The 22,078-nt window shown below is 60.3% G+C and carries 20 protein-coding genes, 1 tRNA gene and 1 pseudogene; 11 read left to right on the top strand and 11 right to left on the bottom strand.

Going from position 1 to position 22,078, the window contains the following annotated elements:
* Positions 1-41: 41 nt before the first annotated feature.
* Positions 42-118, top strand: a tRNA-Asp gene (locus tag ACNPAA_RS14940).
* A 147-nt stretch (positions 119-265) separates the two neighbouring features.
* A complete protein-coding gene (gene tcdA, locus ACNPAA_RS14945) occupies positions 266-1,102 on the top strand; it encodes a tRNA cyclic N6-threonylcarbamoyladenosine(37) synthase TcdA (RefSeq protein WP_049636414.1) in 837 nt (278 codons plus the stop codon).
* A 21-nt stretch (positions 1,103-1,123) separates the two neighbouring features.
* Here the strand turns inward: tcdA and ACNPAA_RS14950 are convergent, their stop codons facing one another.
* Both ACNPAA_RS14950 and ACNPAA_RS14955 read right to left on the bottom strand, forming a co-directional pair.
* On the bottom strand, positions 1,124-1,558 hold the full coding sequence (locus ACNPAA_RS14950) for a SufE family protein (protein ID WP_161470358.1): 435 nt from the start codon (positions 1,556-1,558) through the stop codon (positions 1,124-1,126).
* 13 nt (positions 1,559-1,571) lie between these two features.
* Positions 1,572-2,792, bottom strand: coding sequence for an aminotransferase class V-fold PLP-dependent enzyme (locus tag ACNPAA_RS14955; protein ID WP_161470359.1), 1,221 nt, complete (start codon positions 2,790-2,792; stop codon positions 1,572-1,574).
* A 152-nt stretch (positions 2,793-2,944) separates the two neighbouring features.
* On the opposite strand from ACNPAA_RS14955, the gene rep reads away from it, so the two are divergent.
* Positions 2,945-4,957 carry a DNA helicase Rep gene (gene rep, locus ACNPAA_RS14960; RefSeq protein WP_201872958.1) on the top strand — a complete coding sequence of 671 codons (2,013 nt, stop codon included), beginning with the start codon at positions 2,945-2,947 and terminating at the stop codon, positions 4,955-4,957.
* On the opposite strand, the gene ACNPAA_RS14965 is transcribed toward rep, so the two are convergent.
* The 5 genes from ACNPAA_RS14965 to ACNPAA_RS14985 all read right to left on the bottom strand — a co-directional run bounded on the left by ACNPAA_RS14965 (position 4,944) and on the right by ACNPAA_RS14985 (position 11,137).
* Positions 4,944-7,247 (bottom strand): putative bifunctional diguanylate cyclase/phosphodiesterase, encoded by a 2,304-nt coding sequence (locus tag ACNPAA_RS14965; protein ID WP_052814996.1) that lies wholly within the window; start codon positions 7,245-7,247, stop codon positions 4,944-4,946. The two genes, rep and ACNPAA_RS14965, sit on opposite strands and share 14 nt — an antisense overlap.
* A gap of 84 nt (positions 7,248-7,331) precedes the next feature.
* Positions 7,332-7,784: a c-type cytochrome gene (locus tag ACNPAA_RS14970; protein ID WP_039041132.1), complete on the bottom strand. Its 453-nt coding sequence runs from the start codon at positions 7,782-7,784 to the stop codon at positions 7,332-7,334.
* A 219-nt stretch (positions 7,785-8,003) separates the two neighbouring features.
* Positions 8,004-9,029: an L-threonine 3-dehydrogenase gene (gene tdh, locus ACNPAA_RS14975; RefSeq protein WP_010672427.1), complete on the bottom strand. Its 1,026-nt coding sequence runs from the start codon at positions 9,027-9,029 to the stop codon at positions 8,004-8,006.
* Positions 9,030-9,118: 89 nt separating this feature from the next.
* Positions 9,119-10,309 carry a glycine C-acetyltransferase gene (locus ACNPAA_RS14980; RefSeq protein WP_408745594.1) on the bottom strand — a complete coding sequence of 397 codons (1,191 nt, stop codon included), beginning with the start codon at positions 10,307-10,309 and terminating at the stop codon, positions 9,119-9,121.
* Between the two features lie 183 nt (positions 10,310-10,492).
* A complete protein-coding gene (locus ACNPAA_RS14985; protein ID WP_010672429.1) occupies positions 10,493-11,137 on the bottom strand; it encodes a TetR/AcrR family transcriptional regulator in 645 nt (214 codons plus the stop codon).
* 154 nt (positions 11,138-11,291) lie between these two features.
* Between ACNPAA_RS14985 and rfaD the strand changes: the two genes are divergently transcribed.
* The 8 genes and pseudogenes from rfaD to ACNPAA_RS15025 all read left to right on the top strand — a co-directional run bounded on the left by rfaD (position 11,292) and on the right by ACNPAA_RS15025 (position 18,683).
* The gene (gene rfaD, locus ACNPAA_RS14990; protein WP_010672430.1) at positions 11,292-12,248 is read left to right on the top strand and encodes an ADP-glyceromanno-heptose 6-epimerase; all 957 of its coding nucleotides are present in this window, start codon (positions 11,292-11,294) and stop codon (positions 12,246-12,248) included.
* Positions 12,245-13,363, top strand: coding sequence for a glycosyltransferase family 4 protein (locus tag ACNPAA_RS14995; RefSeq protein ID WP_161470364.1), 1,119 nt, complete (start codon positions 12,245-12,247; stop codon positions 13,361-13,363). The genes rfaD and ACNPAA_RS14995 overlap by 4 nt, the downstream gene beginning before the upstream one ends.
* Before the next feature lie 21 nt (positions 13,364-13,384).
* Entirely contained in the window at positions 13,385-13,912 is a 528-nt protein-coding gene (locus tag ACNPAA_RS15000; RefSeq protein WP_234887991.1) for a hypothetical protein, read from the top strand.
* Positions 13,864-14,532 (top strand): annotated as a pseudogene (locus tag ACNPAA_RS15005) (polysaccharide deacetylase family protein); the annotation flags it as partial. The gene ACNPAA_RS15000 and the pseudogene ACNPAA_RS15005, both read left to right, overlap by 49 nt.
* A gap of 6 nt (positions 14,533-14,538) precedes the next feature.
* Positions 14,539-15,750, top strand: a complete 1,212-nt coding sequence (locus tag ACNPAA_RS15010) for an O-antigen ligase family protein (protein WP_262512732.1) — start codon at positions 14,539-14,541, stop codon at positions 15,748-15,750.
* The gene (locus tag ACNPAA_RS15015; RefSeq protein WP_005306929.1) at positions 15,747-16,412 is read left to right on the top strand and encodes a glycosyltransferase family 25 protein; all 666 of its coding nucleotides are present in this window, start codon (positions 15,747-15,749) and stop codon (positions 16,410-16,412) included. The genes ACNPAA_RS15010 and ACNPAA_RS15015 overlap by 4 nt, the downstream gene beginning before the upstream one ends.
* Before the next feature lie 74 nt (positions 16,413-16,486).
* Entirely contained in the window at positions 16,487-17,515 is a 1,029-nt protein-coding gene (locus tag ACNPAA_RS15020; RefSeq protein ID WP_263458353.1) for a glycosyltransferase family 9 protein, read from the top strand.
* 55 nt (positions 17,516-17,570) lie between these two features.
* Entirely contained in the window at positions 17,571-18,683 is a 1,113-nt protein-coding gene (locus ACNPAA_RS15025) for a glycosyltransferase family 9 protein (protein ID WP_019840907.1), read from the top strand.
* Here ACNPAA_RS15025 and ACNPAA_RS15030 read toward each other — a convergent pair.
* From ACNPAA_RS15030 to ACNPAA_RS15045, 4 genes are all read right to left on the bottom strand, one after another.
* Positions 18,619-19,686, bottom strand: coding sequence for a glycosyltransferase family 9 protein (locus ACNPAA_RS15030; protein ID WP_408763651.1), 1,068 nt, complete (start codon positions 19,684-19,686; stop codon positions 18,619-18,621). The genes ACNPAA_RS15025 and ACNPAA_RS15030 overlap by 65 nt on opposite strands.
* 216 nt (positions 19,687-19,902) lie before the next feature.
* Positions 19,903-21,159 carry a PTS ascorbate transporter subunit IIC gene (locus ACNPAA_RS15035; protein WP_011704190.1) on the bottom strand — a complete coding sequence of 419 codons (1,257 nt, stop codon included), beginning with the start codon at positions 21,157-21,159 and terminating at the stop codon, positions 19,903-19,905.
* Positions 21,160-21,219: 60 nt separating this feature from the next.
* On the bottom strand, positions 21,220-21,507 hold the full coding sequence (locus ACNPAA_RS15040) for a PTS sugar transporter subunit IIB (protein ID WP_161470367.1): 288 nt from the start codon (positions 21,505-21,507) through the stop codon (positions 21,220-21,222).
* 32 nt (positions 21,508-21,539) lie between these two features.
* Positions 21,540-21,983, bottom strand: a complete 444-nt coding sequence (locus ACNPAA_RS15045) for a PTS sugar transporter subunit IIA (RefSeq protein WP_005307534.1) — start codon at positions 21,981-21,983, stop codon at positions 21,540-21,542.
* Positions 21,984-22,078 lie beyond the last annotated feature (95 nt).

The raw sequence follows: 22,078 nt of genomic DNA on the forward strand, positions 1-22,078 counted from the left end.
CAAACAAGCAGCAAAAGATTTAGCGAAAGCTAACCGAATGCGGAGCGGTAGTTCAGTCGGTTAGAATACCGGCCTGTCACGCCGGGGGTCGCGGGTTCGAGTCCCGTCCGCTCCGCCACTACTTAAAAAGCCCAGTCTAACGACTGGGCTTTTTTTCGTTTCCGATACCGCACTCCTTTTCCCTCTCATCAACACCGCTATCATCCGATCATCGCCCCTGAGAGAGGTTGCCGCTATAATGGCCGCCCTCAAGCAAGGTGGTGGTATGAAAGCAGAGTATCTACAGCGATTCGGGGGCATTGCCCGTCTTTATGGCCAGCGTGCCCTTGGCTCTTTCAGCCAGGCGAAAGTCTGCGTGGTCGGGATCGGTGGCGTCGGCTCCTGGGCGGCCGAGGCGCTGGCTCGGGCCGGCATCAACCAGATCACCCTGATCGACATGGATGATATCTGCATCACCAACACCAATCGCCAGATCCATGCCATGCAGGGCACCGTCGGCCGTCTCAAGACGGAGGTGATGGCCGAGCGTATCCGTGCCATCAACCCGGATTGCGAGGTGATCGAGGTGGATGACTTCGTCACCGCCGACAACCTGGGCGAGCATATCAAGCGGGAGTTTGACTATGTGGTGGATGCCATCGACTCGGTCAAGGCCAAGGTGGCGCTGATTGCCTTCTGCAAGCGCAACAAGATCCCGGTGATCGTGGCGGGCGGTGCCGGCGGGCAGATGGACCCGACCCAGATCACCGTGGCCGACCTGGCCAAGACCATTCAGGATCCGCTGGCCGCCAAGGTGCGCTCCGACCTGCGCCGACTGCACAACTTCAGCAAGAATCCGGCGCGCAAATTCGGGGTGGAGTGTGTCTTCTCAACCGAGCAGCTGAGTTATCCGGATGGCAATGGCGGCACCTGCCAGGCCAAGGCGGCCAGCGACGGCAATATGAAGATGGATTGCGCCTCCGGCTTCGGTGCCGTGACGCCGGTGACGGCCACCTTTGGCTTGGTCGCGGCTTCCCGGGTATTGAAGAAGATTGCAGAGCGGGGAGCCCGTGCCGAGAAAGAGGCCGGGAATGAAGACACAGGGTCGATTGGCGCAGCCTGATCGACCACTGGACAAGGCTGGTTAGACGGCCAGCCCCCGGATTGCCAACACGATAGCTCTGAGCCCGTTGCCCCGCGACGGGCTCAAGTGTTTCTCCAGCCCCAGTTCGGTGAAATAGTCCTCCATGTCGAAGGAATGGATCGTCGCTGCGGGTTGGTGGTTGAGTGCGGCCAGCACGATGACAATCAGACCGCGCACGATGCGGGCATCGGAATCGCAAGCAAAGTGCCAGTTACCATCCTCACCTTTCTCCCCTTTCAACCAAGCCTGGCTCTCACACCCCTTGAGGCGAAATGCCTCCTGCTGCCATTCGCCGGGCAGTGCAGGCAGCAGTTTGCCGAGCTGGATGATGAGTCGGTACTGGTTCTCCCAGCCGTTTGCTGCCGCAAACTGCTGACGGATGCTATTTGCGTCGGGCTCAACGCCTATCCGGGTGTAGGTTGCGAGGCTGTTCATTGGATTGTCTGCCTTAGAAGAAGTCACGGAGTTTGTGCAGGGCGGCCAGCAGGGCGTCGACATCGTCCCGATTGTTGTAGCAGGCCAGCGAGGCGCGCATCGTGCCGCCGATACCGAGCGATTCCATCAGCGGCATGGCGCAGTGATGGCCGACCCGCAGGGCTATGCCCTGCATGTCGAGCAGGGTGGCGGCGTCCTGTGGGTGGATATCCTCCAGCAGGAAGGAGATGGCGCCGGCGCGCTGACCGGGTTCGCCGACCAGACGCAGCCCTGGCACCTGTTGCAGTCCGGCAACCAGATAGTCGGTCAGCGCCGCTTCATGGCTGGCCAATGAATCCTTGTCCTGCTCCATCATAAAGCCGATGGCTGCGGCCAGGCCGATGGCGCCGGCAATATGGGGGGTGCCTGCCTCGAATTTGAAGGGCAGGGTGTTGAAGGTGGTGCCGCTGAAGCTGACCCTGTCTATCATCTCGCCGCCGGCCTGCCAGGGGGGCATCCGCTCCAATAGCTCAGTGCGGCCCCACAGCACGCCGATCCCGGTCGGGCCATAGAGCTTGTGGCCGGAGAAGGCGTAGAAGTCGCAGCCGATAGCCTGCACATCCACCTCGAGATGGGCCACCGCCTGGGCGCCGTCGATGAGGCTCAGGGCCCCGACCGCCTTGGCCGCTGCCACCATCTCTTTGACTGGATTGACGGTGCCAAGGGCATTGGAGACGTGAGCCACGCTCACCAGTCGGGTACGTGGTCCCAGCATGGCCAGATAGGCAGCCATGTCGAGATCGCCCCGCTCATCGAGAGGGACGACCCGGATCACGGCGCCGGTGCGTTGGGCGATCAGCTGCCAGGGGACGATATTGGCGTGATGCTCCAGGGTGCTGAGCACGATTTCATCCCCCGCCCTCAGCTCGCTCATACCCCAGCTCTGGGCCACCAGATTGATCGCCTCCGTGGTGCCACGGGTCCATATCACTTCGTGGCTGCGAGGGGCATTGATAAAGCGGGCAACCGTCTTGCGGGCATCTTCGAAGGCGCGTGTGGCCCGGCCGCTCAGGGCATGGGCGGCGCGGTGCACGTTGGCATTGTCGGCCCGATAGTAGTGATTGATCGCATCCAGCACGGCTTGCGGTTTCTGGGTGGTGGCGGCGTTGTCCAGATAGACCAGAGGGTGGCCGTTCACCTCCTGCGCCAAGGCTGGAAACTGGCTGCGCAGCCGAGCGTGCTGTTGCTGGTTCATGCTCCCCTCATATCATCTGGAAAAGTCGGCCATGATCCGGAAAATGGCGGCCAAACACAAGGCGCAGTGGCGGGATATTGCCTGCGGTTTCGGCTGCCTGCGGGATCTCTGTTACAATGCCGCCCCTCATCATAAGCCAAGAGATCCGGCCCATGAAGCTCAACCCCAATCAGAACGAAGCGGTCAAGTTTGTCTCCGGCCCTTGCCTGGTGCTGGCGGGTGCCGGATCGGGCAAGACCCGCGTCATCACCAACAAGATTGCCTATCTGGTACAGCAGTGCGGCTACAGCGCGCGCAACATCGCCGCCGTCACTTTCACCAACAAGGCCGCGCGGGAGATGAAGGAGCGGGTCGGCCAGACCCTGGGTCGCAAGGAGGCGCGGGGGCTGATGGTCTCCACTTTCCACACTCTGGGGCTCGAGATCATCCGCCGAGAGCACAAGAGCCTGAACCTCAAGGCCAACTTCTCCCTGTTCGACGATACCGACCAGCTGGCGCTGCTCAAAGAGCTGACCGAGGCGGAGCTCGACAACGACAAGGACAAGCTCTCGGCCCTTATCAGCCAGATCTCCAACTGGAAGAACGACCTCATCCTGCCGGCTCGCGCCATGCGCATCGCCCGAGGCCCGGAAGAAGTGTTGCTGGCCCAGCTCTATGAGCGCTATCACCGCCAGATGGTGGCCTACAACGCGCTGGATTTTGACGATCTCATCGTGATGCCGACCCTGTTGCTCAAGAGCAACGAGGAGGTACGCACCCGCTGGCAGAACAAGATCCGTTATCTGCTGGTCGACGAATATCAGGACACCAACACCAGCCAGTACGAGCTGGTGAAGCAGATTGTCGGCGAGCGGGCCCGTTTTACCGTGGTGGGAGACGATGACCAGTCCATCTACTCCTGGCGTGGTGCCAAGCCGCAGAACCTGGTGCTGCTGAACGAGGATTTTCCCAGCCTCAAGCTCATCAAGCTGGAGCAAAACTACCGCTCCAAGCGGCGCATCCTCAAGTGTGCCAACATCCTGATCGCCAACAACCCCCACGTCTACGACAAGGCGCTCTTTTCCGAGCTGGACGAGGGGGTGAAGCTCAAGGTGCTGTTTGCCAAGAATGAGGAGCACGAGGCGGAGCGTATCGCCGCCGAGCTGATGGGCCACAAGTTCATGAACCGCACCCGGTTCAAAGACTACGCGATCCTCTATCGGGGCAACCATCAGTCGCGCATCTTCGAGAAGGCGCTGATGACCAACCGCATTCCCTACCGTATCTCGGGTGGCACCTCGTTTTTCTCCCGCACCGAGATCAAGGACATCATGGCCTATCTCAAGCTGCTGGTGAACCCGGATGAGGACACCGCCTTCCTGCGGGTGGTCAACTTGCCGCGCCGCGAGATCGGTCCCACCACGCTGGAGAAGCTGGGCCAATACGCCAACCAGCGCGGCAAAAGTCTGTTTGCAGCCAGCTTCGAGCTGGGGCTGGAGCAGCACCTCTCCGGGCGCGGTCTATCCGCCCTGCAGGCCTTCACCAACTGGCTGGTGCGGCTCGGCGATCAGGCGCTGCGCGGCAATCCGGTGGAGGCGGTGCGGGACATGATCAAGGAGATCCACTACGAGGAGTGGCTCTACGAGACCTCTCCCAGCCCGAAGGCGGCAGAGATGCGGATGCAGAACGTCTCCACCCTTTACCGCTGGATCAGCGAGATGCTGGAGGGGGACGAGCTGGAGGAGTCGATGACGCTGGCTCAGGTGGTGACTCGCCTCACCCTGCGGGACATGATGGAGCGCAACGAAGGGGAGGATGAGGCGGATCAGGTGCAGCTGATGACATTGCACGCCTCCAAGGGACTGGAGTTTCCCTATGTCTACATGGTGGGTATGGAGGAGGGGCTGCTGCCCCACCAGACCAGCATCGACGAGGACAACGTGGAGGAGGAGCGGCGCCTCGCCTACGTGGGGATCACCCGGGCCCAGACCGAGCTGACCTTTACTCTCTGCAAGGAGCGCCGCCAGTTTGGCGAGTCGGTGCGGCCGGAGCCGAGCCGCTTCCTGCTGGAGCTGCCCCAGGATGACCTGGAGTGGGAAAACCAGAAGAAGGTGACGGCCGAGGAGCGCCAGCAGAAGGGGCAGGTTGGTGTCGCCAACCTGCGGGCCCTGTTCAAGAAGGATTGAGGTCGGAAGGTTTGGTCTCTCGGGAAGCCTGACCCAGTAGAGGAGGAATATCGGCTCCCGGCAGCGGGGGCGAGATGTGGCGCCCCTGCCCGAGGGCGCAGCCAAGCTCGATGAGCTTTTGCAACTGCTGCTGATTTTCGATCCCCTCGACCACCAGGGTGAAGTCGAGGTCCTGGCAGATGTCCCGCATGGCGCGGATCAGCGCCAGATCCTTGGGTGAGTTCAACATGCGATGGGTGAAGCTGTCGTCCACCTTGATGTAATCCACCGGGAAGTGAAACAGGGCGTTGAGGGAAGAGAAGCCGGTGCCGAAGTCATCCAGGCTGACCTGGATCCCTTTCGCCCTCAGTTCATGCAGGGCAGTGAGGGAGTCGGCACTCTGCCGGGAGAGCTCGCGTTCGTTGAACTCAAAGATGAAACATGCGGGGATGACACCCTCCTCCTCCATGATGGTGAGCAGTTGCATGATCTGCTCGTGGCTGGCCAGGTGCTTGCCGGAGAGGTTGATGGCTATCCTGAAACGACCGACCCCGGAGGCGGGTTGCCAAAGCTTCAGTTGCTGGCAGGTGCGCTTGAGGATCTGGCGGTCCAGATCCTGAATGAGGCCGCACTGTTCCGCCAGAGGAATGAAGTCGAAGGCATCCTTGAGCTCCCCTTCCTCCGTTATCCAGCGCGCCATCACCTCCAGTCCGACGAGGCGGCTGTCACACAGCCTGATCACCGGCTGGAAGTAAGGCACAATCCGCCCTTCCCGCAAGGCTCTGAAGAGCCGCTCTTCCGGTGACCCCGCCTGTTCGGTACAGGCCTCCGAATACATGACGATGCGGCTGCGGCCGTTGCGCTTGGCCTGGTACATGGCGAGGTCTGCCTGGTGCAGCAGTTCACTGACATCGGCCGTCTGCTCCGTCACGCTGGCGACCCCCAGACTGACGGTGATGGTCAGTTCGTTGCCCTGGAGCCGGAACGGATGGCCGATACGGCCAATCAGGCGATTGAGCACGGGGCTGATGTCCTCTTCCCGCTGGCTGTTGTCCAGATAGATGACGAATTCGTCCCCTCCGAGCCTCGCCACCATGTCATTTTGCCGGATGCAGCCTTGCAGCCTGCTGCCCAGCTCCTGCAGCAACTGATCGCCAGCACTGTGGCCCAGGGCGTCATTGACCTGCTTGAAGTGATCCACATCGACGAAGATCAGGGTGAAGCCGGCTGTCTGGTAACGGCGGTAGCGGGTCATGGCATGATGCAGGTGATTCATCAGCAGCGCCCGGTTTGGCAACTGGGTCAGCGGGTCGTGCAAGGCATTGAACTGGAGCCGCCGCTCCAGCTCCTGATGATGCTTGAGCCGTTTCTGCAACCTCAAGTTGGTTTGGCGCAGCTGTTGGAGTCGCTGGTTGATGGACTCCTCCGAGTTGAGCTCATCGAGTTGCTGTCGCACCCTTTTGAGCTCCAGCAACAGGGTCAGCTGATGGCGCAGGAAATCGAGGAACAGCCTGTCATCGGTTTCCAGAGGCCGGGTCATGTTGAGGATGAGGTGGGCAAAGTATTGCTGCTGCTGGCGCAGGGGCAGGCTGTACCAGTAAAGCCCCTCTTCATGGCGCTCTACGCTGTTGGTGCTGTGGCACATGGCCCGAATGATGTCATCGTCGTATGTCAGGTGTGGTGGATAGAGTCGCTCCAGTCGCTGGTTTTCCAGCCGGATCAGCAACATGTCGCTGACCGAGAGCATCTGGCGCAACACAGCTTCCAACTGGGCAAACAGGGCATGCTGAGGCAGGTTGTGAGCCAGGCGCATCACTCGGCCGATCTTCTCGATTTTCTCCTGCCACTGGGGATCCCGCTGCATGAGAGGGGAAGCCTGCCCCGCCAGCTGGGTACCGGTCTGGGTTTCGTGCAGGCGTTTGGCCAGGCACTCCAGCAGCAGCCTCAGGGTGGGTGCCTGATCCGGGGTGCTGCGTGCCAGCAACCACTGCACGTCGATATGCTCCACAGGCTGCACGCACCAGCCCTGACCTTCATCGAGCCGGGTGAGCTGTTCGGTGAGGCGAGGTTCTTCCCGTCCCAATTGTTGCTTGAACACGTCGGGAAGCTGATAGGTGTAGCGCCAGTTCAGCCCCCCGTCGGCCAGCCCCAGCATGGCGAAATGTTGCAGAGGGCAGAGTGTGTCCAGCAGACCGACCAGTCGGGCGTAATCCTCGGGGGAGGCAATGCCGGGGGCGGGAAAATCCATGATGGAGGAGACGACCGCCAGCAAGGAGTGCGAGTCTGGCGGTGTGGTGGGCTGAACTGACATGCAACACTCCCGAAAAAACTTACCTTCAAGCGTAGTCGGAAGTGATGGGATTGAAAGGGCTGCAAGAGGAGCCCTTTCAATTACTTAGAGCTTGTCGATCATGTAGTGAATGGCGTTCTCGATCTCTTCGTCACTGCAGGTGGCGCAGGTCCCCCGCGGTGGCATCATGCCAGCCTTGCCGGTGAAGCCTTCGATGGCGTGTTTGCGCAAGGTGTCGAATCCCTGGGCGATGCGTGGCTCCCAGGCGGCCTTGTCACCTCGCTTGGGGGCGCCAGCGGCACCGGTATCATGGCAGGCGAAGCAGGCACCCTTGAACACGGTCTCGCCGTCACGTGGGCCGGAGGAGGCTGCCGCAGGCGCGGCCGCCGCGGTCGCAATGCCTTCCAGATCCTTGGCGGTATAAACCTGGCCAACCGGGGCAATACGCTCGGCGATGGCCTCTGTCGACATGTCATCGGCGGCAAGGACGGCGCCGGACAGAGTGGCGGCCGCCATCCCGGCAGCCAGCAAATAGCTCAGTTTTTTCAACACGCTCATGTACTCCCAGCAGGCTCTTATTATCCCCAGAAAACGACGGGATTATAACCGAATAGTTACAGCCATTTAAACGCTTGTGTGTGAAGTGTTAAGCAATCTGCAAACAAAGTGGCAGAGCGGGAAGGGGTGATGCCAAATAAAAAAACCCGGCATACGCCGGGTGTAGTGAGGCTGAACAAAATAGGGCGCGCTGATTGCCCAGGCGCCCCTCGCGTGTCCTCAATCCCAGTTCAGGATCACCTTGCCGGACTTGCCCGAGCCCATGGCTTCGAAGCCCTGCTGGAAGTCATCGATATGGAAATGGTGGGTGATGATGGGGCTGAGATCCAGGCCAGACTGGATGAGGCTTGCCATCTTGTACCAGGTTTCGAACATTTCGCGGCCGTAGATCCCCTTGATGAAGAGTCCCTTGAAGATCACCTTGCCCCAGTCGATGGCCATGGTGGAGGGAGGAATGCCGAGCATGGCGATTTTGCCGCCGTGGTTCATCTTGTCGATCATGTCCTGGAAGGCGCTGGGCACCCCGGACATCTCCAGCCCCACATCGAACCCTTCGGTCATGCCGAGATCTTCCATGACATCGGAGAGCTTCTCCTTGGCCACGTTGACGGCACGGGTGGCGCCCATCTTGCGGGCCAGTTCCAGCCGGTATTCGTTGACGTCGGTGATCACCACGTGACGGGCGCCAACGTGACGGCAGACGGCAGCGGCCATGATGCCGATGGGGCCTGCGCCGGTGATGAGCACGTCTTCACCCACCAGGTCGAAGGAGAGGGCGGTGTGCACGGCATTGCCGAACGGATCGAAGATGGCGGCCAGCTCATCGGGGATGTTGTCCGGCAGCTTGAAGGCGTTGAAGGCCGGGATCACCAGGTATTCGGCGAAGGAACCCGGGCGGTTCACACCCACACCAATGGTGTTGCGGCACAGGTGGGTGCGACCGGCACGGCAGTTGCGGCAGTGGCCGCAGGTGATATGGCCTTCGCCGGAGACGCGATCGCCGATGGCGAAGCCGCGCACTTCCTGGCCGACGGCGACCACCTCTCCCACATACTCATGCCCCACCACCATGGGGACGGGAATGGTCTTCTGGGCCCACTCGTCCCAGTTGTAGATGTGCATGTCGGTGCCGCAGATGGCGGTCTTGCGGATCTTGATGAGCAGATCGTTGTGGCCGAGCTCGGGAGCCGGGACATCGGTCATCCAGATGCCGACTTCGGATTTGAGTTTGGAGAGTGCTTTCATGACAGATTCCTCACGGCGCCATGCCGGGTACAGAGGGTAATAAAATGGGGCCCAACCTTGGCCCCCGTTTTAATCAGCCAGCCATGTGATCAAATCACACCGAGCTCGCGACCGATGCGAATGAAGGCATCGATCGCCTTGTCCAGTTGCTCCCGGGTATGGGCGGCGGACATCTGGGTCCGGATGCGCGCCTGACCCTTGGGTACCACGGGGAAGGAGAAGCCCACCACGTAGATACCGGCGTCCAGCATGCGGCTCGCCATCTCGGCGGCCAGTTTGGCATCCCCCAGCATGACCGGAATGATGGCGTGATCGGCACCGGCCAGGATAAAGCCGGCGGCGCTCATGCGCTCGCGGAAGTAGGCACTGTTCTCCTTGAGGCGGGCACGCAGGTCGTGACCCTCGGCCAGCATGTCGATCACCTTGATGGTGGCCGAGACGATGGAGGGTGCCAGGGAGTTGGAGAAGAGGTAGGGACGGGAGCGCTGACGCAACCAGTCGATCACCTCTTTCTTGCCGGAGGTGTAGCCACCGGACGCGCCACCCAGCGCCTTGCCCAGGGTACCGGTAATGATGTCGACCCGTTCCATCACCTCGCAGTATTCGTGGGTACCGCGGCCGTTCTCACCGATGAAGCCGACGGCGTGGGAGTCATCCACCATCACCAGCGCATCGTACTTGTCGGCCAGATCGCAGATGGATTTGAGGTCGGCGATGACGCCATCCATGGAGAAGACGCCGTCGGTGGCGATCAGCTTGAAGCGGGTGCCGTCGGCATCGGCCTGCTTGAGCTGGGCTTCCAGTTCGGCCATGTCGTTGTTGGCGTAGCGATAGCGCCTGGCCTTGCACAACCGCACCCCATCGATGATGGAGGCATGGTTGAGGGCGTCGGAGATGATGGCGTCTTCGGCACCGAACAGGGTCTCGAACAGACCGCCGTTGGCGTCGAAGCAGGAGGAGTAGAGGATGCTGTCTTCGGTGCCGAGGAAGGCGGACAGCTTCTGCTCCAGCTCCTTGTGCTGGTCCTGGGTACCGCAGATGAAGCGCACCGAGGCCATGCCGAAGCCGTGGCTGTCGAGCCCCTGATGGGCGGCGGCAATCAGGTCGGGATGGTTGGCCAACCCCAGGTAGTTGTTGGCACAGAAGTTCAGTACCTGCTCGCCACCCACCGCAATCTGGGCCTGCTGGGCCGAGGTGATGATGCGCTCCTGCTTGTATAGCCCTTCCGCCTTGACCTGTTCGAGCTGTTCGGTCAGGTGACGATAGAATCCGTTAGACATCCTCGGTCCTCATTGCTGTATCGACTGTGTTATCAGGATCCCGGGCCGTGCAACCCGCACGGTTCGGCGTCGTCACGGTCGCGACGAAACGCCGACAGACCCTAGAATGGGCGACATTTTACTGTAATCCCTGCGTATAAATTCAAATTTTTATGCTGATAATCAACAATTGTGAAACAGATCTCACCCGGCTGGTTGGGCCAGTTGGTGATAATGTTGCTCCAGTTGATGTATCTGGGGGGCCACCTGTGGCTGCACGTAGGGGCGCAGCAAAAACAGCACCCGCAAGACCCCCTGGTAGAGCAGGGGTTTGGTGATGCGGGTGGCCGGGGCCTGGGCGATCTGGAACGGGATCCAGCAGGTGACGACCATCTTGATGGTCTGACCGAGATCCGGCAGGTCTTCATCGCTGACGGCGATGATGCCGCCTTCACGCAGGCTTCTGAGCAGCGTCTCAACGGTGGCACGGAGCTGCTCCTGTGCCTTGAGGTATTTCTGCTGCAGCAGCTCGTCGCGACTCAGGATGTCCGGCAGGTTCGCGTAGAAGAAGCGGAACTGCCACATCAAATAGAAGATGGCATCCAGGTAGCCCATCAGATCCTCCAGCCGGATCTCGCTGCTGCGGATCGGAGTGAAGCTGTCGCTCAGGTGGCGGGCGTACTGATCGAAGATGGAGTGGATGATGTCTTCTTTGTTTCTGAAGTGGTAGTAAAGGTTGCCCGGGCTGATGCCAAGGTGTGCGGCAATGTGGTTGGTGGTAATGTTGCGCTCGCCCTGATCGTTGAACAGCTCGGTGGCGCTGTGGATGATCCTGTCTCTGGTCTTCATCGCTGGTCCCTCTGCCGGGCCCGAAGGGGAAAAGTCATCGAGGTCGAATCCCCTTGCGGCCCGTGATAAACTTTTCGGCAATTTCAAATTGGCCCACTATACACAGCTTTAACAGGCAGTCACACGGGGCCACAACGTACGCGAGGCAAACTCCATGATCGTAGTAACTGGCGGTGCTGGCTTTATCGGCAGCAATCTGGTCAAGCAGCTGAACGCTCAAGGACGGACCGATATCGTGGTCATCGATGACCTGACCGACGGCACCAAGTTCGTCAACCTGGTCGACCTCACCATCGCCGACTACATGGACAAGGACGAGTTCCAGGCGCGGATCGTCTCCGGTGACGAATTCGAGGAGTGGGATGACGGCATCGAGGTGATCTTCCACGAAGGCGCCTGCTCCGCGACCACCGAGTGGAACGGCAAGTTCATCATGGAGGTCAACTACGAGTACTCCAAGGATCTGTTCCACTACTGCATCGAACGGGAAATCCCCTTCATCTACGCCTCTTCCGCCGCGACCTATGGCGGGCGCAACGACAACTTCATCGAAGACCCGAGGTTCGAGCAGCCCCTCAACGTCTACGGCTACTCCAAGCAGCTGTTCGATCAGTACGTGCGTCGCTGGATGCCGGAGATCAACTCCCAGGTGGTGGGTCTCAAGTACTTCAACGTCTATGGTCCCCGCGAGCAGCACAAGGGCTCCATGGCGTCCGTGGCCTTCCACCTCAATACCCAGGTGAAGCAGGGTGACAATCCCAAGCTGTTCGAGGGCTGTGACGGCTTCCCGGATGGCGGCCAGATGCGCGACTTCATCTACGTGGACGACGTCTGCAAGGTGAACCTCTGGTTCTGGCAGAATCCGCAGCACTCCGGCATCTTCAACTGCGGCACCGGCCGGGCTGAGCCGTTCCAGAACGTGGCGGAAGCCGTGATCAGGCATCACCAGAAAGGCGCCATCGAATACATTCCCTTCCCGGATCACCTCAAGGGTCGCTACCAGAGCTTCACCCAGGCGGATCTCACCAAGTTGCGCGGCGTCGGCTATGACGGCGAGTTCAAGACTGTGGCCGAAGGCGTGGCCGATTACATGGCCTGGTTGAACCGATGAACGCTCCGGCAAATGTGGTTGCGCCGGGTAGTGTATTGCAGATCTGCCTTTCTCAGGGTTGGGGGGGGTTGGAGATGTACCCTATCCGGGTCGGCAAGGGGCTGGTAGAGCGAGGTTGGCGTGTGTTCGGGTTGGCACTGGCAGGTAGTCGAGTTGCCTCAGATATGAAGGCCGCTGGTTTTGAGGTGTTTGAGGCGGCATCACGCAATCAGGCCATCTTGCGCCTGCCTGCGCTGCTGCGCTGGATGAAGCAAAGCGGCATCCAGATCGTGCACTGCCACAAGTCCAGCGATCTGCTGTTGGCCGCATTACTTGGCACTATTTCCTCGTTTCGCCTCATTTTCACCGAGCATATGGGCTCAAAACGACCTAAGAAGGATCCGTTGCATCGCTGGATCTACGGCAAGGTCGATAGGGTGCTCTCCATCAGCGACGAGACACTGAGGCGCAATCGCGCCGCCTTGCCGCTCCCCGCAGAGCGTATTCAGCGGCTGTGGCTGGGCACCGAGTTGACCTCTTGCGAGGAAGAGCCAGCCCTTATTCGCGGTGAGCTGGGTATTCCCACTGGCCCGCTGATCGGGATGGTCGGCCGTTTCAGTCCCGGCAAGGGGCAGCGTGAGCTGCTTGAGGCCTTTGCCCTGCTGCGTACCGAATTCCCCGACCTTCAACTGCTGCTGGTGGGGGGGACGCTTGCCACCGAGGGGGCTGATGAGCCCTTCGTCACTGAGCTGGAGTGCGACATTACCCAGCGGCAACTCGGTGGTGTCGTGCATTTTTCCGGCTTCCGGCGAGATACCGCCCGTATGTTGCAGGCGATGGATGTGGTGGTCATTCCTTCTCATAACGAGGCATTTGGCCTCACCGTGATCGAGGCGATGGCCGCCGGTAAACCGATCGTCGGGGCCACTACCGGTGCCGTGCCAGAGGTGCTTGGTGGTGTGGGTTTATTGGCCGAGCCATTGCAACCGCAAGTTATCGCTGCGCAGATCAAGGTACTGCTGCGAGATCCTGAATTAAGTGATCGCCTGGGGAAATTGGCTCGCGAGCGGGCCGAGCAAGAATTTGATATGTCTCAGCATCTGAAAGCCTTGTGTATGCACTATCGGCAAAGATGACTTTTCTAGGAATACACTTTCATGATATTGGCGAGCCCTATTATTTTGCCGTTGCGTATAAATATTCTTCACAACCTGGTTCAGGTGTCTGCATTTTTATTTGGCGCATTAGCATTAACCATTCCCAGTGGGTATTCCTACGGGCCTGCTATATTACTACTAGCAAGTATCACAGTTTGTTGGCGGCCATTTTATTGGGTGAATATGCCAAGGGAAGTAAAAATATTGGCATTGATTTTTTTCGCTTACGTTTTTGTGCAAGGCCTCTCTATATGGCTGGATGATGGCAAGTTACGTGAATTCGATCGTCCCAGTCGTGTCCTAATGGCGGCAATTACCTTACCTTTGCTCTCTCGGTATCCTGTTCGTCTCGTTAGCCTGATTTTTGGGGTTGCAGTGGGGGCTTGTATTGCTGGCTCCATCGCGATTTACGATAAGTTCTATCTAGGAATGGAAAGAGCATTTGGCGATATCATGCCTATTCAGGCTGGCAACATCAGCATGGCACCTGGCTCCCGGTCGCCATGTTCGAGAAGCACCTCAAGCTGATGAAGTGGCTGGGCTACGAGACGCTGACATTTGCCGACCTGGCGGAGAACGGGTTCATCCACCGGCTGCAATACGGCAAGAAGTACCTGATGATCACCGTGGACGACGGCTATCGGGACAACCTCACCCGCATGCTGCCGCTGCTGGAAAAGTATGGCTACAAGGCGGTGGTCTATGTGGTGACCGGTGAGGATCACAATCGCTGGGATGTGGAGCACCCGACCCACCCCGATACCCCGGTGACCCTGATGACCCCGGAGGAGATCAAGGCGCTGGTGGCCTCCGGTCATGTGGAGATCGGGGGCCATACCCTGACTCACCCCCGCCTGAGTACGCTCCCCCCAGAGGAGCAGGCCCACCAGATCCAGGCCAACAAGGCCTGGCTGGAGCAGTTGCTCGGCCATCCCCTGATCTCGTTTGCCTATCCTTACGGGGATCTGAACGACAGTGCAAAAGCCCAGGCCGTTGCCGCCGGTTATCGCTATGCTGTGGCCACCAACAGCGGCCCCAGAGCCATGCACCGGGATCCGTTCCAGATCCGCCGGATCGCCATCTTCCCCCGCACCGACATGTTCGGCCTGTGGCGCAAGATCCGTGGCAACTATGTATTCAGGAAATAAGTATTGATGTCTATTAAGCCTCACGAACTGCTCGATAGAGCAACGACCACTGTTTATGCACTAACCATAATGTTTGCCTTCTGTGGGTTGTTTCTGGTCCCTCCTGGCCAGAGCATCCTCTCCAACTTGCTGGTGGTGACCGGGATCTTCGGTCTGTTGAACTACTTTGTCGGCAAGCAGCGGGATGTTGGTCTCAGGGATCGCCGGATTCTCTGGGGCCTGCTGGTGTACGCCGTCATGATCTTCGTGAACCGGTTGATCCATGGCGATCAGTACGGGGTGATGCGGGGGCTGTTTTATGTCGCTGTCTTCGCGCTGATGATGCCGCGCAAACCCGTGCTGCTGATGCTGGGGTACCTGGCCATCGTGCTGGGTGGCGTCGGGCTCGGGATCCTCAGCTTCTGGCAGTACCATCACGGTATCGTCAGGGTGGAGGGGTTCACCAATGCCATTCTCTTCTCGCAGGCGGCACTTGCCCTGGCGATTCTCAACTGGTTTGTCTTTCAGCAGGGGCAACTGGCCGCCTGGCTGAGAGGGGGGGCTCTGGTTGGCCTGCTCGCTGCCCTGTTTGCACTGTATCTCTCCCAGAGTCGGGGGGTCTGGCTCGCCTTCGGGATCATTCTCGCCTACGTCATCTGCTACAAGGCCTACTTCAAACCGTGGAAATACATTGCCGTCGCCGTGCTCTGCATGGCCACGACAGGCGCCATCTATCAGACCAACCAGCTGGTACAGGTGCGGGTTGCCGAAGCCGTGTCGGATCTTAAATCGGCAGAAAACGGCTCTTTTGATTCCTCCTGGGGCCTGCGGGTGATTGCCTGGCAGAGCGCCTGGCTGGGCTTTCTGGATTCGCCGGTTGTCGGGGTGGGTACCGATGGTTTTGATGCGCTGAAGCAGACGCAGGTCAACAACCATCAGATTTCCGAGCTGATCTTTCATCCGGCGCTGGCTCATTCCCATAACCAGTACATGCAGAACCTGGTGATCCGGGGCGGCATCGGCTTTGTCGCGCTGCTGGTTTTTCTGGGTTGGCCTCTCTACCTTGCCGCGACCAACATCAGCAAGATTTCCGCCGGAGTGCTGGTGCCGCTGGCGTTTTCAGTTAATTCATTGAGTGATGTGCCGTTTGAGCATCAAGGGGTGCTCTATCTGTACACGCTCAGCCTGGTTTTCATCTGGTTTGCCCATGAGTTGAAAAAGGATACCCGTACGTCATGATTCCAGTTTTTGTCATCAGTTTGGCTCGCAGCGTTGAGCGACGGGCGATGGTTGTCCAGCAGATGGCGCATTTGGGCATAGATTTCGAATTTGTAGACGCAACCGACGGGAAGGCGTTGAGCAGTGCCGAACTGGCCAAGGTGGATTTTGAACTGGCCAAGGAGGTGTGCGGCCATGCGCTGAGTTTTGGCGAGATAGGTTGTGCCATGAGCCATATCCGGCTTTATGAGCGCATCGTCGCCGAGGGCATTGAGCGCTGCGTGGTGCTGGAGGATGACATCTACCTGCACATGCACAGCAAGGCCATCATCGAGGCCATAGTGCACTCCTGCAAATCGGAAATCGTCTTCCTGCACCATGGTAAAGCCAAACGCTGGCCGTTCCTGTCATCCCTGCCGGGTGGTTATCGACTCGCCAGATACCTGACCCCCAGCCGCACCTCCAAACGAGGTGTGCTCTCTACCGCAGGGTATGTGCTGAGCCTGACCGGGGCCAAGAAGCTGTTGCAGTGCGCCTATCCGCTGCGGATGCCTTCCGACTATCTGACCGGCCGGTTGCAGCTCAATGGCCTGACCGCATCCGGGGTGGAACCCAGCTGTCTGGATGTGGATCTGTTCACCACCACCATAGATGACAGGGCCTACGGCCACTATCTGAAATAGGGCGGAGCGTGCCGACGGCGGGTCGGCACCCTGCGGGCCTTGCCAAAGCAGCGGCCACACATGCTGGATAACCCATGAACCTCAAAAAGTTGCTTACTCATTCCATTGCCAGATGGCTGATTGGCAGAGAGCCTGACGCCGCCCCATGCCCTGCCGGAGCGCAGGTGGAGAGAGTGCTGGTGGTCGGTTATGACGCCATCGGCGACTTCATTCTTACCCTGCCCGCCATCGCTCGGCTCAGGGAGATCTACCCCGCCGCGCGGCTCGAGCTGGTGTGCAGCCGGCGCAACCAGCTGCTGGCGGCATCGGTCGCCGGGATCGACGAATGTCACGTGATCACCCTCAACGACACCCTGTTGCCGGCGAGCATGTGGTGCAAGCTGCGTGAACTCAGGCAGCGGCGATATGACCTGGTGATCAATCTGTTTGACGAGCCTGACGATATCGCCATGGCCAAGTTGCTGTTGCTGGCCAACGGGCGCTTGCAGTCGTTGCCCCTGCGCTTCAAGAGCGAAGGGCAGCAGAAGTTGCTGCCGCTGTTCAACAAGAAGGCCACCATAGTGTCGTCACGTCCCAACCGGGATCACTTCGTCTATCGCATGCTCAGCGTGACCGGCGAGCAGACCGGGATGCCGGTCACCATACCGTCGCCCTGCAATGAGCAGCTGGATACCCGTGCGTATGGCCGTTATCTGCTGGTCAACCTGACGGGTAGCCAGGTCGGCAACTCGATGACGGAGGCGCAGATCGACGGGATTCTGGCGCAGTTGCCTGCCTATGAGGGGATCTCCTACCTGGTCTTCTCCAGGCAGCCAGTGGCCTGTTCGCGGCAAGACATGAGAGCGCTGTTTCCCGACACCATTCTCGATGCCGCCAAGATCATCAAGGATGCGCGAGGGGTCATCTCCACCGATACCTCCATCATCCATATCTCCTCTTCCTTCGGGGTGCCCACCCTGGTGTTGATGAACAACGAGCGCTGGCGCGATGCCTTCATCCCGCTGGCGGGCCGCAACATAGTGCTGAGGTCGACCACGGATCAGCTGGCGGCCCTGTCGCCGGCCGAGATCAGCCGTCAGGTCGATGCCCTGATGGCGCTCTAGCCGCGTCAGGCTGGTATTATCCTTCTCCCAATTCAACGGCTCTTCTGGTGGATTCATGTCATTAATCAACGATCTGCAACTCCAGCGTGACATTCTTCGCCGCAAGCTGGGGCAGCTGCTGTTCGATCGCAAGCGGCCGGCTCCGCTGCACGAGCGCAAGGGGAAGATAGTGTTGCTGCGCTGGGATGCCAAACTGGGCGATGCCATCGTCTCGTCCTGGGTGGCCCGTGAGATCAAGCGCGCCAGCCCGGAGCGGGAGGTGTGGATCGTCACGACTGCGGCCATGGCGCCCCTGTTTCGCGATCATTTCGGCATGGACAAGGTGATAGAGGTGCCCAAGCGGCCGGGCTATGGCCAGCTCAAGCGGCTGGCCCATTCGCTGGGGGAGGTGGAGTGCCTGGTGCATTTTGGCAAAATGCTGAAAATGAAGGATATCTTCTTCATCAGTCAGGTGAGGGCGGATTGGGTCGCCGGCATGGACGATGCCCTGCAGGCGGTCAACCTCAAGCTGGGCAAGGCCTCCAGCGGCATGCACTTCTCCGACAAGTTCGCCCTGCTGCTGCAGCGGCTCGGCGTGAGCAATCCGGATCAGCAGTACATAGTCCCGACCATGAGCCCGTCCGATGCGCTGGCCAGCTGGTGGCCGGCCGCGCCGGTCCTCTGTTTCAACCCTTATGGCAGTGGCAGCTCCCGCCGCCTGCGGCCCGAACTTATCAGCCAGATGATTGAGCAGATGCTGGCGGCCGGTTCTTGCGCCATCTGCCTGCTCTATCCGCCGGGCATGGAAGAGGAGGTGGCCGGGATCCGGGCCGGCCTGAGTCAACCGGAGCGCCTGCTGCTGTCACCGGATGCACCCTCGCTGGCCGGGCTGTTTGCCCAGCTGCGCCAGTGTCAGGGGCTGATCTCGGTGGACACGGCGACGGTGCACATCGCCGCCGGGCTGCACAAGCCCATTCTTGGCCTCTACAACCCGGACATAGGTGGCGGCAACGAGAACTTCCTCGAGTGGCACCCCAACTCCCCGTCGGCCACAGTGCTGTTCTCGACCAATACCAGGGAGCAGGATATCAACTCCCTCGATCTGGCCGAATTCGAGCGTACTTTCAGGGCGTGGCTGCTTGCCAATCAGGCAGCGCTGTCAGCCGTGCAATCACCAGCTCGGGAGTGATGGCGCGCAGCAGGGCTTCGTCGATGAAGTCCTTCTCCGCGTTCTGCGGCAGCTGGAAGCCGGGCCCCTTGGCATCGAACACATCGATGGCCTGATAACGGGGGTGGTTGACCGGGTTGGCGATGATCTTGTCGCCACCGGGGGCCACTATGGTCAGCAGGGGCAGGTCGATGGCCTGCGCCATGTGGCGCGGTCCGGTGTCATTGCCGACGAAAAGCTGGCAATGGGCGAAGAGCCCCACCAGCTCCCGTACCGAGCGGGTCTGAACATGGTCAAACACGCTGGCCTGCAGCGCTTCTGGCAGCAGCGGCTTCAGCCCCCGGTTGTACTCCTCTTCCCCCGGTCCGCAATAGACCAGTATCTGGGCATTGTGCTCCTCGATGAGCCACTGGGCGACTTTGGCGAAGCAGTCGATGGGCCAGCGCTTGTAGTGACCGAGGGAGTTCACTCCCATGGCGATGAGTGGCCGGGTCGGGTCGACGCCAGCGGCCAGCAGGGTCTCGCGCCCCCGTTGTCTCTCCCCGTCGCTGAGCCAGAGATAGTAGTTGCGATCCTCCCTGGCGAGGCCGAGGGGCTTGAGCAGTGAAAATCGGTCGTCCACCAGGGTGCTGTTGCCCTGATGCTCGGTGTCATGGCGAAAGCGCACGATGCGGTTGTGGCCCAGGCGCCATGGGAAAGAGTCGAAGCCGATCCGCAGGCGGGCGCCGGAGAAGAGGCAGGTGAGCAGGCCTATCATCTGGCCCTGGCTGTTGATCACCACATCGTAGCGCTCGCGGCGAATGCCCAGCAGCAAATCCTTCATGTAGCGCCACTCGTTGCGGCGCGCCTTCTCGATGACGATCAACCGATCGATGTTGGGGTTTCCCTCTGCCATGCCCGCGCAGTAATCCATGACCAGATAGTGAACTTCCCCGGCAGGGTCGTGCTGCTTGAGGTTGTTGCACAGTGAGGTGGAGATCAGCACATCTCCTATCTGTTTGGTTTGTACTACCAGGTATTTCATGGAAAGGGCCTCGAGCGAAGGTCGGGTTGAACGTCAGCGCATCAGCATATCGTACTCCCCTGTCAGATGCTGCCGCTATGGGGTGAAAATCCGATCCAACGCACTGTGTTTGCACATATTTTCGACGTTGTTCGGGCTGGTGGGGCCAGGCTGGCAGTGCGGGAAGATGAGCGGGGGCATGGCACCGCTGGCCATGCCCCCGATGGGGAAGAGTGATCAGCGTACGATGAGGCCGAGCAGGATCCCCACCACACCGAAGTCGGCATCGCTGAAGGTGGTGTTGGCAAAGCCGAGATCCCCCAGTACCGGCAGCAGGAACACCGGCAGGAAGGTGATCAGCAGGCCGTTGGCGAAGGCACCGAGTAGAGCGCCGCGACGGCCGCCGGTGGCATTGCCGAACACCCCGGCCGCTGCACCGACGAAGAAGTGCGGCACGACGCCTGGAATGATGACGGTGAGCCCCAGCAGGTAGAGCAGCACCATGCCCACCAGACCGGCGGCGAAGCTCGACAGGAAGCCGATCAGCACCGCATTGGGGGCATAGGGGAAGACGATGGGGCAGTCGAGCGCCGGCTTGGCGTTGGGCACCAGCTTGTCGGAGATCCCCTTGAAGGCCGGCACGATTTCGGCGATGACCATCCGCACCCCCTGCAGGATGACGTAGACACCGGCGGCGAAGGTGATGGACTGCATCAGGGAGAACATGAACCAGTGCTTGCCCTTGGCGACGCTGGCGACGAACTCGGGGCCGGCGAAGGCGGAGGTGATGAGGAAGATGATGCCCATGGTGAAGGAGATGGCCACCGGGGTATCGCGCAGGAACAGCAGGCTCTTGGGCACCTGCACCTCTTCGCTGCTGTGGGCCTTGTTGCCGAATTTGGCGCCGATCCAGCCGGCCAGCACGTAGGAGCAGGTGGAGAAGTGGCCGAGTGCCACGTCATCGGAGCCGGTGATCTGCTTCATGTAGGGGTGGGCGAGGGCCGGGAACAGCACCATGGTGACGCCGACCACCAGGCTGCCCACCGCGATGAGCGGGATGCCGCTCATACCGCCGGCGGAGAGGATGGCTGCCACCATCATCGACATGAACAGGGTGTGGTGACCGGTCAGGAAGATGAATTTCCACGGGGTGAGCCGGGCGATCAGGATGTTCACCAGCATGGCGAAGAACATGATCATCGCCATCTCCTTGCCGAATGACTGCTGGGCGATGGAGACGATCGCCTCGTTGTTGGGGACGACCCCCTTGATGCCGAAGGCGTGCTGGAAGATGGTGGCGAAGTCGCCAAGGGAGTTCACCACCAGGGTGGCGCCAGCCCCCAGGATGACGAAGCCCATGATGGTCTTGACCGTGCCCTTGATGCACTCGGTCACCGGTTTCTTCTGGGCGATCAGGCCGATGAGGGCGATGAGGCCAACCAGCACGGCCGGCTCCGACAGCACGTCAAACATCAGAAAATTGAAAAATTCCATGGTCAGCTCCAAGCAGATGGAAGCGGCGGCTCACCAGCCGCCCAGACAGTCACAAAGGGGTTAGAGTGCGCCCAGCTCGTGCAGGGCGATGGCGAGTTTTTCTTTCATGGCGGCCTTGTCGACCATGTTGTCCAGCGATACCAGCCGACCGTTGACACCCATGCTGACCAGCTGTTCGGCGATGTCGCGGGTGGCGACAAAGATCTCGGCGCTCTCGCTGCCGGCAGAGGCGAGATCCCGGTGATCCACCTCGGCCGTCACGGCCAGCTCCTTGAGAATGCTCTTGATGCTCATCTCCATCATCAGGCTGGTGCCCAGGCCGTGTCCGCATACAACCAGAATTTTCATGCTCTCTTCCTCTGTCGGGCGCAGGGCGCCGCTCAATAACGCGCCAGGATGCGCAGGATGTCGTCTTTGCTGGTGGCCGCCATGATGGCCGCCACGTCTTCTTCATTCATGAACAGCTCGGCAAGCTGAGCGATGGTCTCCACGTGGGAGTTGCTGTCGCTGGCGGCCAGGGTGACCAGCAGCCGCACCGGGTCGTTGCCCTCGGAGCCGAAGTTGACCCCCTCCTTCAGCACGGTCAGCGCCAGTCCCAACCGGTTGACGCCGTCTTCCGGGCGGGCGTGGGGCATGGCCAGGCCCGGTCCCAGCACGTAGTAGGGGCCGAGCTCCTCGTGGGAGCGATAGAGCGCCGCCACATAGGAAGGCTCTATGGTGCCGTTGGCCAGCAGGGGGGCGGTGGCCAGCTCGATGGCGTGGCGCCAGTCGCGGGCGCCCGCTTCGATGGAAATGACCTCCTCGGTCAGCAATTGGGTCAGCATGGCAGTGTCCGGGCTGGATAGGATGGCGCCAATCTAGCGATCTTGCCCCTTGATAACTGTGAGCTTGATCCCGAAAGTTAGCGCTACCAGATAGC

It is taken from the genome of Aeromonas sp. PS2Canimalfood6, assembly GCF_048276795.1.
GTDB classification, from domain to species: domain Bacteria; phylum Pseudomonadota; class Gammaproteobacteria; order Enterobacterales; family Aeromonadaceae; genus Aeromonas; species Aeromonas caviae.

Coding starts and splice junctions, on each gene's coding strand:
- ACNPAA_RS15040 (WP_161470367.1), bottom strand. CDS start 21,507: ATGAAAATTCTGGTTGTATGCGGACACGGCCTGGGCACCAGCCTGATG.
- ACNPAA_RS14965 (WP_052814996.1), bottom strand. CDS start 7,247: ATGTCAGTTCAGCCCACCACACCGCCAGACTCGCACTCCTTGCTGGCG.
- rep (WP_201872958.1), top strand. CDS start 2,945: ATGAAGCTCAACCCCAATCAGAACGAAGCGGTCAAGTTTGTCTCCGGC.
- ACNPAA_RS14995 (WP_161470364.1), top strand. CDS start 12,245: ATGAACGCTCCGGCAAATGTGGTTGCGCCGGGTAGTGTATTGCAGATC.
- ACNPAA_RS15025 (WP_019840907.1), top strand. CDS start 17,571: ATGTCATTAATCAACGATCTGCAACTCCAGCGTGACATTCTTCGCCGC.
- ACNPAA_RS14980 (WP_408745594.1), bottom strand. CDS start 10,309: ATGTCTAACGGATTCTATCGTCACCTGACCGAACAGCTCGAACAGGTC.
- ACNPAA_RS15045 (WP_005307534.1), bottom strand. CDS start 21,983: ATGCTGACCCAATTGCTGACCGAGGAGGTCATTTCCATCGAAGCGGGC.
- ACNPAA_RS15015 (WP_005306929.1), top strand. CDS start 15,747: ATGATTCCAGTTTTTGTCATCAGTTTGGCTCGCAGCGTTGAGCGACGG.
- ACNPAA_RS15000 (WP_234887991.1), top strand. CDS start 13,385: ATGATATTGGCGAGCCCTATTATTTTGCCGTTGCGTATAAATATTCTT.
- tdh (WP_010672427.1), bottom strand. CDS start 9,029: ATGAAAGCACTCTCCAAACTCAAATCCGAAGTCGGCATCTGGATGACC.
- ACNPAA_RS14985 (WP_010672429.1), bottom strand. CDS start 11,137: ATGAAGACCAGAGACAGGATCATCCACAGCGCCACCGAGCTGTTCAAC.
- tcdA (WP_049636414.1), top strand. CDS start 266: ATGAAAGCAGAGTATCTACAGCGATTCGGGGGCATTGCCCGTCTTTAT.
- rfaD (WP_010672430.1), top strand. CDS start 11,292: ATGATCGTAGTAACTGGCGGTGCTGGCTTTATCGGCAGCAATCTGGTC.
- ACNPAA_RS15020 (WP_263458353.1), top strand. CDS start 16,487: ATGAACCTCAAAAAGTTGCTTACTCATTCCATTGCCAGATGGCTGATT.
- ACNPAA_RS15035 (WP_011704190.1), bottom strand. CDS start 21,159: ATGGAATTTTTCAATTTTCTGATGTTTGACGTGCTGTCGGAGCCGGCC.
- ACNPAA_RS14955 (WP_161470359.1), bottom strand. CDS start 2,792: ATGAACCAGCAACAGCACGCTCGGCTGCGCAGCCAGTTTCCAGCCTTG.
- ACNPAA_RS15010 (WP_262512732.1), top strand. CDS start 14,539: ATGTCTATTAAGCCTCACGAACTGCTCGATAGAGCAACGACCACTGTT.
- ACNPAA_RS14970 (WP_039041132.1), bottom strand. CDS start 7,784: ATGAGCGTGTTGAAAAAACTGAGCTATTTGCTGGCTGCCGGGATGGCG.
- ACNPAA_RS14950 (WP_161470358.1), bottom strand. CDS start 1,558: ATGAACAGCCTCGCAACCTACACCCGGATAGGCGTTGAGCCCGACGCA.
- ACNPAA_RS15030 (WP_408763651.1), bottom strand. CDS start 19,686: ATGAAATACCTGGTAGTACAAACCAAACAGATAGGAGATGTGCTGATC.